This is a genomic window from Pseudomonas sp. MDT1-17 (genome assembly GCF_054898105.1).
In genome coordinates, this window is the sequence record NZ_JBUBVM010000001.1 from 908,565 (window position 1) to 920,250 (window position 11,686).

Genomic DNA, 11,686 nt, shown 5'->3' on the forward strand with positions numbered 1-11,686 from the left:
GGCGAGAGAAACCGGAGCTGAGGTGCGTATAATTCTGCCAGACATCGGAGCCCGAAGACGCATGCCGCAGACTAAAGATGATTTACCCGACGCGCTGTACAGCGCCGCGCAAGTCCGAGCCCTGGATGCGAGCCTGATCGCGGCCGGTACATCGGGCTTCGAATTGATGCAGCGCGCGGCGCGGGCGACCTGGCGCGCGCTGGTCCGTCATTGGCCGACGGCGAACGAGTTAAGCGTTGTGGCCGGCCACGGCAATAACGCCGGCGACGGTTATCTGGTCGCCGTGCTGGCGCGACGTGCTGGCTGGCACGTGCGGGTGTTGGCGGCGGGTGATCCCCAGCGTTTACAAGGCGACGCGGCATTGGCCCATGCCGAGGCCGTGTCCGAGGGTGTCGCGGTTCAAGCCTGGAACGCACATTCGGAGTTGCGCGGTATCGTGCTGGATGCCTTGCTCGGTACCGGTCTGATGGGAGAGGTGCGAGAGCCTTACGCCAGCGTGATCGCGGCGATCAATGCCAGTGAGCTGCCAATTGCGGCCATCGATATCCCTTCGGGGTTGTGCGCTGATACCGGCCGAATGCTCGGCGCTGCCGTTCGAGCTGATCTAACCGTCACCTTCATTGGTTTGAAGTTGGGTCTTTTCACCGGAGACGCTGCGGATCTGGTTGGCGAACGGGTTTTCAATGATCTGCAAGCCTCCCCCGAGTCTTTCAACGGGGTCGCCGCCACTGCCCGTCGCCTGACGCCCGGTAACGTGCCGCGTCTGGCGGCTCGACCTCCCACTTCGCATAAAGGCCAATTCGGCCACGTCCTGCTAATCGGTGGTGATCGCGGCTTTGGCGGCGCCATCCTGCTGAGCGCGCAAAGTGCCCTGCGCAGCGGTGCCGGGATGGTGTCCGTCGCAACTCGCAGCGAACATGTTCCTGCCGCACTGGCGAGAATTCCCGAAGCCATGGTGTTGGGTACTTCGTCGGCCAATCAACTGATGGGGCTGCTTCAAAAGGTTTCCGTGCTGGTTGTCGGCCCAGGCTTAGGTCAGGCTTCCTGGGGGCGCAGTCTTTTGTCGGCGGCTGCCAATGCGCCGCTGTCGCAAGTCTGGGACGCTGATGCGTTAAATATGCTGGCTGAAGAGCGTGTGAATTTGCCCAAGGACTGCGTGATCACACCGCATCCTGGCGAGGCGGCGCGGCTACTGGGAATATCGACTGCCGAGGTGCAGGCTGATCGTCCTGCAGCCGCTCACGCGTTGAGCAAAAAATACACAGCTGTAGTCATTTTGAAAGGCGCCGGCAGCCTGATCGCCAGCCCTGATGGGCGCCTGGCGTTGTGTCATCAGGGGCATCCGGCCATGGCCACCGCCGGTTTGGGCGACGTACTGGCCGGACTGGTTGGCGCATTGCTGGCTCAAGGCATGGAGGCGTTCGACGCCGCCTGCCTCGCCGTCTGGCTGCACGCCAATGCCGGCGAGCAACAAAGTAAAATGGGCCGTGGGCTGGCGGCCAGTGATCTGATTCCAGCCATTCGTCAGTTGTTGGAGGAGCAAGCACCGTGTCTGAAGTAACCCTGTACCTGGCTGATGAAGAGGCGATGACCGCATTTGGCGAGCGCATCGCAAAAACCACTCAAGGGCACGGTCTGATTTTTCTGGAAGGGGATCTGGGGGCGGGGAAAACCACGCTGTCGCGGGGCATCATCCGGGGGCTGGGACATGTCGGCGCGGTGAAAAGTCCGACCTTCACCCTGGTCGAACCCTACGAGATTGGCGACATCCGGGCCTTCCATTTCGACCTCTATCGACTGGTCGATCCGGAAGAGCTGGAGTACCTCGGCATCCGCGATTACTTCGAAGATGACGCCTTGTGCCTGATCGAATGGCCCCGAAAGGGTGCAGGCTTTTTGCCAAAGCCCGACCTGACCATTACCATTAGCCCGCAAGACAGCGGGCGTTCGCTGAAAATTTTGTCCCAGGGCTCGCGTGGCGAGTCGTGGTGTGCCGCTTTGGCATTGGAATCCAATTAAATGATGGGGTTAGGTATGCGCTTTCGCGCGATGGTAGCTGCCGTAGGATTGTTGTTTTTGGCGGTGACCGTCGACGCTGTGGCCGAGACGAAGGTCAACAGCGTTCGCCTGTGGCGGGCTCCGGACAACACGCGATTGGTGTTCGACCTGACAGGGCCTGTCCAGCACAGCGTCTTCACCCTGACCGCACCGGATCGGCTGGTCATCGACATCAATGGCGCGTCTCTTGGGGCGCCGCTGAACGTCAACTCCTCGAACACTCCGATCACCGCCATGCGCTCGGCTCAACGTACGCCGACCGACCTGCGGGTGGTCATCGACCTGAAAAAAGCCGTGACGCCGAAAAGTTTTACCCTGGCGCCAAACGCCCAGTACGGTAATCGCCTGGTGGTCGACTTGTTCGATAACGCTGCCGCCGCCGCGCCAATTCCAGCGCCGACCAACGTTGCGACGGTAGCCCCGGTACCGGTCACGCCGGTGGAACCTGCGGTGAAGCTGCCGCCCGCACCGGCCGGCAAGCGCGACATTATTGTGGTCATCGATGCCGGCCACGGCGGCGAAGACCCGGGTGCTTCAGGCTCTCGCGGCCAGCGTGAAAAAGACGTGGTGCTGGCCATCGCCCGCGAAACTCAGCGTCAGGTCAATGGCATGAAAGGCTTCCGCGCTGAACTGACCCGCACCGGCGACTACTTCATCCCATTGCGCGGCCGTACCGAAATCGCCCGCAAGAAGGGCGCCGACCTGTTCGTCTCGATCCACGCCGACGCCGCACCTTCGGCGGCTGCTTTCGGAGCCTCGGTGTTCGCCCTGTCTGATCGCGGTGCTACCTCGGAAACGGCCCGTTGGCTGGCCGACAGCGAAAACCGTTCCGACTTGATCGGCGGTGCCGGCAACGTCAGCCTCGACGACAAGGACCGCATGCTGGCGGGGGTGCTGCTCGATTTGTCGATGACGGCATCCCTCACGTCCAGCCTTAACGTTGGCCAAAAGGTTCTTAGCAACATTGGCCGCGTCACGCCGTTGCATAAGCAGCGCGTAGAACAGGCCGGGTTCATGGTGCTGAAGTCGCCGGATATTCCATCGATCCTGGTGGAAACCGGATTCATCTCCAACGCCAACGAGGCTTCCAAGCTTGCTGCAGCGAACCACCAGCAGGCGCTGGCGCGTTCGATCAGCAGCGGCGTGCGCCAGTTCTTCCAGCAAAACCCACCGCCAGGCACCTACATTGCCTGGCTGCGTGATTCCGGTGGGATCGCACAAGGTCCGCGCGACCATCGGGTCAACCCCGGCGAGACGCTGGCGATGATTGCCGTGCGATATCAGGTGTCTCCGGCCACGTTGCGCAGCGCTAACAAACTGTCGAGTGATGAGCTCAAGATCGGTCAGCACTTGACCATCCCCGGCACTGAACTGGCGGCCAAGGAATGAACCAGGTGCTGACCAACACGGCTCGCATCGAGCTGCTCAGCCCGCGACTGGCGAACCAGATTGCCGCTGGTGAGGTGGTTGAGCGTCCGGCCTCGGTGATCAAGGAGCTGCTGGAAAACAGCCTCGACTCCGGCGCCAAGCGCATCGATGTCGATGTGGAGCAGGGCGGCGTCAAGCTGCTGCGGGTTCGCGACGATGGTAGCGGCATATCCGCCGATGACTTGCCGCTGGCTTTGGCGCGTCACGCCACCAGCAAGATCCGCAACCTGGAAGACCTCGAGCAGGTCATGAGCCTGGGCTTTCGCGGTGAAGCACTCGCCTCGATCAGCTCCGTGGCGCGCCTGACGCTGACCTCGCGCACTAAAGAGGCCGATCAGGCCTGGCAGGTAGAAACCGAAGGCCGGGACATGGCGCCTCGCGTGCAGCCGGCGGCCCATCCGGTGGGCACGTCGGTGGAAGTGCGCGACCTGTTCTTCAACACCCCGGCGCGGCGCAAATTCCTCAAGACCGAAAAAACCGAATTCGATCACCTGCAAGAAGTGATCAAACGTCTGGCTTTGGCACGTTTCGATGTGGCGTTCCATTTGCGCCACAACGGCAAAACCATCCTCAGCCTGCACGAAGCCCATGACGACGCGGCCCGTGCCCGGCGTGTGGCGGCGATTTGCGGTTCGGGTTTCCTCGAGCAGGCGCTGCCGATCGAGATCGAGCGTAATGGTCTGCATTTGTGGGGTTGGGTTGGCTTGCCGACGTTCAACCGCAGTCAGGCCGACTTGCAGTATTTCTTTGTGAATGGCCGTGCGGTACGCGACAAGCTGGTGGCCCACGCGGTGCGCCAGGCCTATCGCGACGTGCTGTTCAACGGGCGGCACCCGACGTTCGTGCTGTTTTTCGAGGTCGATCCGGCGGGCGTCGACGTCAACGTGCACCCGACCAAGCACGAAGTGCGCTTCCGTGACGGGCGCATGGTTCACGATTTCCTTTATGGCACCCTGCACCGCGCCTTGGGCGATGTGCGGCCGGAAGATCATTTGGCCGCGCCGGTGGCGACCGCCATCGTTAGACCCTCGGGCATTGATGCTGGCGAGTTCGGTCCGCAGGGCGAAATGCGTCTGGCGGCCAATGCCTTGCTGGAACAGCCTCAGGCCCAGCCGTCGTTGATTACGCCGGCAGGCTCGGGCGCGGGCGCCGGTTATCAATATCAGTACTCGCCGCGGCCTCAGTCGGGTGTGCCTGCGGCTGAAGCTCAGGCGGCCTACCGTGAGTTCTTTGCGCCGTTGCCAGAAGCGAATGCTGTCGCACTTCCAGCCGGGCAGGACGATGTTCCGCCACTGGGTTACGCGCTGGCGCAGCTCAAAGGCATCTACATTCTTTCGGAAAACGCCCAGGGCCTGGTGCTGGTGGACATGCACGCCGCCCACGAGCGGATCATGTACGAGCGCCTGAAAATCGCCATGGCCAGCGAAGGCCTGAGCGGCCAGCCGCTGCTGGTGCCGGAATCCCTGGCGGTCAGTCAGCGTGAAGCCGATTGCGCCGAAGAACACGTCGCGTGGTTCCAGCGCCTGGGCTTTGAGTTGCAACGTCTGGGTCCGGAATCCCTGGCGATCCGGCAGATCCCGGCACTGCTCAAGCAGGCTGAAGCCAATCGATTGGTCAGCGACGTCTTGGCGGACCTGATGGAATACGGCACCAGTGACCGGATTCAGGCCCACCTGAACGAACTGCTCGGCACCATGGCCTGCCACGGCGCGATTCGTGCGAATCGGCGTCTGGCCCTGCCGGAAATGAACGGTCTGCTGCGCGACATGGAAAACACCGAGCGCAGCGGTCAATGCAACCATGGCCGACCGACCTGGACCCAACTGGGCCTGGACGATCTGGACAAACTGTTCTTGCGCGGTCGTTGATGAACAAGCTCCCTCCTGCGATTTTCCTGATGGGGCCGACCGCGGCCGGCAAGACCGACCTGGCCATTGAACTCACCAAAGTCTTGCCTTGCGAGCTGATCAGCGTCGATTCGGCGCTGGTCTACCGTGGCATGGACATCGGCACCGCCAAGCCTTCCAAAGCGCTTTTGGCCGAGTTTCCACACCGTTTGATTGATATTCTCGACCCGGCAGAGAGCTATTCGGCCGCAGATTTCCGTCGTGATGCCCTCGACGCCATGGCCGAGATCACCGCGCGGGGAAAAATTCCGCTGCTGGTGGGCGGCACAATGCTCTATTACAAGGCTTTGGTTGAAGGTCTGGCAGACATGCCGGCGGCCGATCCGGACGTTCGCGCGCAGATTGAAGAAGAAGCTGCACGCCTTGGCTGGCAAGCCCTGCACGATCAATTGGCGGTCATCGATCCGGAATCCGCCGCGCGTATTCATCCGAACGATCCGCAGCGACTCAGTCGAGCGCTGGAAGTTTATCGCGTTAGCGGTCAGAGCATGACTGCACTAAGGTTGCGACAATCTGCGCAAAGTACTGAAGCAGCCGCCTCGGGACTGCAACAATTGCCCTATACTGTCGCGAACTTGGCCATTGCTCCGGCAAATCGTCAGGTATTGCACGAGCGAATTAAACAAAGATTCACGAATATGCTGGAACAGGGATTCATTGACGAGGTCGTAGCCCTGCGTAAGCGAAGTGACCTGCATGCCGGGTTGCCGTCTATACGTGCAGTAGGCTATCGACAAGTCTGGGACTACCTGGATGGCAAGCTGACGCAAGCCGAGATGCAGGAGCGTGGAATCATTGCCACGCGCCAATTGGCGAAGCGCCAGTTCACCTGGCTGCGCAGTTGGGCTGATTTACACTGGTTGGACAGCCTGGATTGCGACAATCTGCCGCGCGCCTTGAAATACCTGGGGACCATCTCCATATTGAGCTGAGTCCTTGCATTTGCCGTCTATCCTTGGGGGTGTGACGGCCACAAGCCATTTTTTACCTATTTTTTATATTGAATCCTTAAAGGAGTGCGGCACATGTCAAAAGGGCATTCGCTACAAGACCCTTACTTGAATACTTTACGTAAAGAGAAAGTGGGGGTTTCCATCTACCTGGTCAACGGGATCAAACTGCAAGGTACGATTGAGTCTTTCGACCAGTTCGTTATCCTGCTGAAAAACACCGTCAGCCAGATGGTTTACAAACACGCTATCTCTACAGTGGTGCCGGTTCGTCCAATTCGTCTGCCTAGCGCAACCGAATCCGAAGCAGGTGACGCTGAGCCAGGTAACGCCTGATAGGAGTCTCCTTTGTTCTTTGAGCGCCACGGTGGTGGTGAGCGAGTAATCCTCGTTCACTTGGATGGACAGGACCCTGAGGCGCGCGAAGATCCGCAGGAGTTTCAGGAGTTGGCTAATTCGGCCGGCGCCGAGACCGTTGCGTTTTTTAACGTGCCGCGTCATCGGCCAACCGCCAAATTCCTGATTGGCAGCGGCAAGGTCGAGGAACTACGCGACCTGGTCCATGCCGAAAAGGCCGATCTGGTGATTTTCAATCACATCCTCACGCCCAGTCAGGAACGTAACCTCGAACGTGTTTTCGAGTGTCGCGTGATCGACCGCACCGGTCTGATTCTCGATATTTTCGCCCAACGTGCCCGTACCCATGAAGGCAAGCTCCAGGTCGAACTGGCCCAGCTTGACCACATGAGCACCCGGCTGGTTCGTGGTTGGACCCACCTTGAGCGTCAAGGTGGCGGTATCGGCATGCGTGGCCCGGGTGAAACCCAGCTGGAAACCGACCGCCGTTTGCTGCGGGTTCGCCTGCGACAGATCAAGGGCCGGCTGGAAAAAGTGCGCAGTCAGCGCGAACAGTCCCGACGCGGTCGTTCGCGTGCTGACATTCCTACCGTGTCTCTGGTTGGGTATACCAACGCCGGTAAATCCACGCTCTTCAATAACGTGACGAAATCCGATGTGTACGCGGCTGACCAATTGTTTGCCACGCTGGATCCGACCTTGCGCCGTCTGGAATTGGACGACCTGGGGCCGATTGTCCTGGCCGACACTGTGGGTTTCATACGCCACTTGCCCCACAAACTGGTTGAGGCATTTCGGTCTACGCTCGAAGAGTCGAGCAACTCCGACCTGCTGTTGCACGTGATTGATGCGGCCGAACCGGATCGCATGTTGCAGATTGAACAGGTGATGGTGGTGCTGGGCGAGATCGGTGCCCAGGACTTGCCGATCCTCGAGGTCTATAACAAACTCGATTTGCTTGAAGGCGTTGAGCCACAAATCCAGCGCGATGAAAACGGCAAGCCCCAGCGGGTCTGGTTGTCGGCGCGTGATGGCAGCGGTCTGGAATTGCTTGAACAAGCCATTGCCGAGTTGCTGGGCGGTGATTTGTTTGTCGGTACCTTGCGCTTGCCTCAGCGTTTTGCGCGACTGCGTGCACAGTTTTTCGAGCTGGGGGTGGTACAGAAAGAAGAACACGACGAAGAAGGTGTCAGCTTGCTGGCCGTTAGATTGCCGCGCTCGGAGCTCAATCGACTGGTCAGCCGTGAAGGCGTTGTGCCGACGGAGTTTATCGAGCAACACACTTTGCAATAAAAGCCTGAGAAAGCGGTTGTGCCGCGGTCACAGGCATTCTGTAGCATTGGTCGGCGCGCCGTGGGTGCGTCTTTGCTTTATCAGATGGAGAGCGCTATGGCTTGGAATGAGCCGGGTGGCAACTCGAATAATCAGGATCCTTGGGGTGGCAAGCGCCGCAATAACGGCGACCGCAAGGGACCACCGGATCTCGACGAGGCCTTCCGAAAGCTGCAGGAAAGCCTGAACGGGTTGTTCGGTGGTGGTAAAAAACGTGGTGATGATGGCGGTGGTTCGGGCAAGAGTGGCGGCTTCGGCGGCATTCTTGGCATCGGCCTTGTCGTGCTGGCGGCTGTTTGGCTGTACAGCGCGGTCTACGTAGTCGACGAGCAGGAGCAGGCCGTGGTGCTGCGCTTCGGCAAGTACTACGAAACCGTCGGCCCTGGCCTGAACATCTATTTCCCGCCGCTTGATCGCAAGTACCTGGAAAACGTCACGCGTGAGCGTGCCTATACCAAGCAGGGTCAAATGCTGACTGAAGACGAGAATATCGTCGAAGTGCCGCTGACCGTGCAGTACAAGATCAGCAATCTGCAGGACTTCGTGCTGAGCGTTGATCAGCCGGAAATCAGCCTGCAGCACGCGACGGAAAGTGCCTTGCGCCATGTGGTGGGTTCCACCGCGATGGATCAGGTGCTGACCGAAGGTCGTGAATTGATGGCCAGCGAAATCAAGGAGCGTCTGCAACGCTTCATGGATACCTATCGCACCGGTATCACCGTCACTCAGGTCAACGTACAGAGCGCAGCGGCACCGCGTGAAGTGCAGGAAGCCTTTGATGACGTGATCCGCGCCCGTGAAGACGAGCAGCGTTCGCGCAACCAGGCTGAAACCTATGCCAACGGCGTCGTGCCGGAAGCCCGTGGCCAAGCCCAGCGCATCCTTGAAGATGCCAATGGTTACCGCGACGAAACCGTCTCGCGCGCCAAGGGTGAGGCCGATCGCTTCACCAAGCTGGTCGCCGAGTACCGCAAGGCACCCGAAGTCACCCGCGAGCGTCTGTACCTGGACACCATGCAGGAAGTCTTCAGCAATACCAGCAAGGTTCTCGTGACCGGCAACAAGAATGGCCAGAGCAATCTGCTGTACTTGCCGCTGGACAAAATGGTCGAGAGTGGCCGTAGCACCGGTACTTCTGTGACCGGCGCGGCAGCCACCAGCAATGAAGCGAGCGCGCGTGCAGCAGCTGATCTGCAGCAACAGCCAGCACGTACCAGGGAGAGTCGCTGATGAGCAATAAATCGCTGATCGCCCTTATTGTCGGCGTCGTCGTGGCGATCGCAGCCTGGAACTGCTTCTACATCGTGGCTCAGACCGAGCGTGCGGTGCTGCTGCAGTTCGGTCGCGTGGTCCAGGCTGATGTCCAGCCAGGCCTGCATGTGAAGGTGCCTTACGTTAACCAGGTGCGCAAATTCGACGCCCGCCTGATGACGCTGGATGCACCGACGCAACGCTTCCTGACGCTGGAAAAGAAAGCCGTGATGGTCGATGCCTACGCCAAGTGGCGCGTGAAAGATGCCGAGCGCTTCTACACCGCGACGTCCGGTCTCAAGCAGATTGCTGACGAGCGTCTTTCCCGTCGTCTGGAATCGGGCCTGCGTGACCAGTTCGGTAAGCGCACGCTGCACGAAGTGGTTTCCGGTGAACGCGATGCGTTGATGACCGATATCACCGCTTCGCTGAACAAGATGGCGGAAAAAGAGCTGGGCATTGAAGTTGTCGATGTTCGGGTCAAGGCCATCGATCTGCCGAAAGAAGTGAACCGCAGCGTGTTCGAGCGCATGAGTTCCGAGCGTGAGCGTGAAGCTCGCGAGCATCGCGCCAAGGGTAACGAGCTGTCAGAAGGCATTCGTGCCGACGCCGATCGTCAACGCCGTGTGTTGCTGGCTGAAGCCTATCGTGAATCCGAAGAGGTTCGCGGTGACGGTGATGCCCAGGCGGCTGCGATCTACTCCAAGGCCTACGGCCAGGATCAGGAGTTCTACGGTTTCTATCGTAGCCTGCGTGCCTACCGTGAAAGCTTCGCGAACAAATCCGACGTCATGGTCCTGGACCCAAGCAGCGACTTCTTCCGTTACCTGGAAAAAGCCAAGCCTTGATACGACGTTGACCTGAATCATCCCCCGCCTGGCGGCTAAAACCTCGGGCGGGGTGATCCTTTGGGAAAACGTGTGTATGATGCGGCAGCCGGGAAATTCCCGGCTTTTTTGCGTCTGCACGTTTGATTGCTGTTTTTATGCAGGCGCCCGAGTTGAATGACTCGACAGGTTTTTCGAGGAAAGTGGTTGGCGAAGCTGATTTCAGGCTTTTCGCCACGTTGTTCATGCGCGTGGTTTGTGCGCATGAACCGATCATTTTCTGCTTCACTCAAGGCTCGCCCAAAGGCTTGCCGCCCGGATCATAGGGGAATGGCGTAATGGCAACGGTAGACCGCTGGCTGCTGCCAGATGGCATCGAAGAAGTACTGCCACCGGAAGCGGCGCGCATTGAAGTCGCGCGTCGTCAGGTGTTGGATCTGTTCCAGAGCTGGGGTTACGAGTTCGTCGTGACTCCCCATATCGAGTACCTGGAATCCCTGCTGACCGGCGCGGGCCAGGACCTCGATCTGCGTACCTTCAAGGTCATCGACCCGCAATCGGGCCGGCAGATGGGTTTCCGTGCCGACATCACGCCGCAAGTGGCGCGCATCGATGCGCACACCTTGCGTCGCGAAGGCCCGAGCCGCCTGTGCTATGCCGGTAGCGTGCTGCACGCTCAGCCGCGCGCCTTGTCGTCCTCGCGCAGCCCGATCCAGTTGGGCGCCGAGTTGTACGGCGATGCCAGCCCGAGCAGCGACGTGGAAGTCATCAGCCTGATGTTGGCTATGCTGCAACTGGCCGACGTGCCGGATGTGCACATGGACCTCGGTCATGTGGGTATCTACCGCGGCCTGGCTCGCGCCGCCGGTTTGTCCGGTGAAGTTGAACAACAGTTGTTCGACGCGTTGCAACGTAAGGCCATCGATGAGGTCATTACCTTGACCGAAGGCTTGCCTGCCGATCTGTCGGGCATGTTGCGGGCGTTGGTCGACCTGTGTGGCGGCCGTGAAGTATTGAACGCTGCGCGCGAGCGTCTGGCGAATGCGCCGGCGCCGGTACTGGCCGCTCTGGATGACCTGCTGGCGATTGCCGAGCGTCTGTCCACGCGTTTCCCGGAGTTGCCGCTGTATTTCGACCTGGGCGAGTTGCGCGGCTACCACTACCACACCGGTGTGGTGTTCGCGGTGTTCGTGCCGGGTGTTGGCCAGTCCATTGCTCAGGGCGGTCGTTACGACGACATCGGCGCCGACTTTGGTCGCGCTCGTCCGGCAACTGGCTTCTCTACCGATTTGAAAACCCTGGTGACCCTGGGGCGTGCTGAGATCGAGTTACCGTCTGGCGGTATCTGGATGCCTGACAGTACGGATGCGGCACTCTGGCAGCAGGTTTGCCAGTTGCGCAGTGAGGGTCAGCGTGTTGTTCAGGCATTGCCTGGGCAACCTTTGGCCGCCGCCCGTGAAGCGGACTGCGACCGGCAATTGATTCAGCAGAACGGGCTTTGGCAAGTATCGCCACTGGCTTCTTGAGTTTTCCTGCCGGCCGCGGCCGGCACCAAGTTTGCGCGAATGAGGACAAG

At 60.0% G+C, this 11,686-nt stretch carries 10 protein-coding genes; all 10 read left to right on the forward strand.

All coding sequences use genetic code 11. The features are described from left to right. Positions 1 to 61: 61 nt before the first annotated feature. The 10 genes from ACYZTX_RS03980 (at position 62) to ACYZTX_RS04025 (ending at position 11,636) form a co-directional block, all read left to right on the forward strand. Positions 62 to 1,561: an NAD(P)H-hydrate dehydratase gene (locus tag ACYZTX_RS03980; protein WP_462033045.1), complete on the forward strand. Its 1,500-nt coding sequence runs from the start codon at positions 62 to 64 to the stop codon at positions 1,559 to 1,561. Then, positions 1,549 to 2,019 carry a tRNA (adenosine(37)-N6)-threonylcarbamoyltransferase complex ATPase subunit type 1 TsaE gene (tsaE, locus tag ACYZTX_RS03985; protein WP_084319345.1) on the forward strand — a complete coding sequence of 157 codons (471 nt, stop codon included), beginning with the start codon at positions 1,549 to 1,551 and terminating at the stop codon, positions 2,017 to 2,019. The genes ACYZTX_RS03980 and tsaE overlap by 13 nt, the downstream gene beginning before the upstream one ends. Further along, positions 2,020 to 3,447 (forward strand): N-acetylmuramoyl-L-alanine amidase, encoded by a 1,428-nt coding sequence (locus tag ACYZTX_RS03990; RefSeq protein ID WP_462033046.1) that lies wholly within the window; start codon positions 2,020 to 2,022, stop codon positions 3,445 to 3,447. Further along, positions 3,444 to 5,354: a DNA mismatch repair endonuclease MutL gene (gene mutL / locus ACYZTX_RS03995; protein WP_462033047.1), complete on the forward strand. Its 1,911-nt coding sequence runs from the start codon at positions 3,444 to 3,446 to the stop codon at positions 5,352 to 5,354. Before ACYZTX_RS03990 ends, mutL begins: the two co-directional genes overlap by 4 nt. Beyond that, positions 5,354 to 6,325, forward strand: coding sequence for a tRNA (adenosine(37)-N6)-dimethylallyltransferase MiaA (gene miaA / locus ACYZTX_RS04000; RefSeq protein WP_462036983.1), 972 nt, complete (start codon positions 5,354 to 5,356; stop codon positions 6,323 to 6,325). The genes mutL and miaA overlap by 1 nt, the downstream gene beginning before the upstream one ends. Positions 6,326 to 6,418: 93 nt before the next feature. After that, a complete protein-coding gene (hfq, locus tag ACYZTX_RS04005; protein WP_007902656.1) occupies positions 6,419 to 6,679 on the forward strand; it encodes an RNA chaperone Hfq in 261 nt (86 codons plus the stop codon). Between the two features lie 12 nt (positions 6,680 to 6,691). After that, positions 6,692 to 7,993 carry a ribosome rescue GTPase HflX gene (hflX, locus tag ACYZTX_RS04010; RefSeq protein WP_462033048.1) on the forward strand — a complete coding sequence of 434 codons (1,302 nt, stop codon included), beginning with the start codon at positions 6,692 to 6,694 and terminating at the stop codon, positions 7,991 to 7,993. Positions 7,994 to 8,089: 96 nt separating this feature from the next. After that, a complete protein-coding gene (gene hflK, locus ACYZTX_RS04015; protein WP_462033049.1) occupies positions 8,090 to 9,262 on the forward strand; it encodes an FtsH protease activity modulator HflK in 1,173 nt (390 codons plus the stop codon). Then, on the forward strand, positions 9,262 to 10,131 hold the full coding sequence (hflC, locus tag ACYZTX_RS04020; RefSeq protein WP_056746351.1) for a protease modulator HflC: 870 nt from the start codon (positions 9,262 to 9,264) through the stop codon (positions 10,129 to 10,131). Before hflK ends, hflC begins: the two co-directional genes overlap by 1 nt. 317 nt (positions 10,132 to 10,448) lie before the next feature. Beyond that, positions 10,449 to 11,636, forward strand: a complete 1,188-nt coding sequence (locus ACYZTX_RS04025; RefSeq protein WP_282376695.1) for an ATP phosphoribosyltransferase regulatory subunit — start codon at positions 10,449 to 10,451, stop codon at positions 11,634 to 11,636. The last annotated feature ends 50 nt before the right edge of the window (positions 11,637 to 11,686 follow it).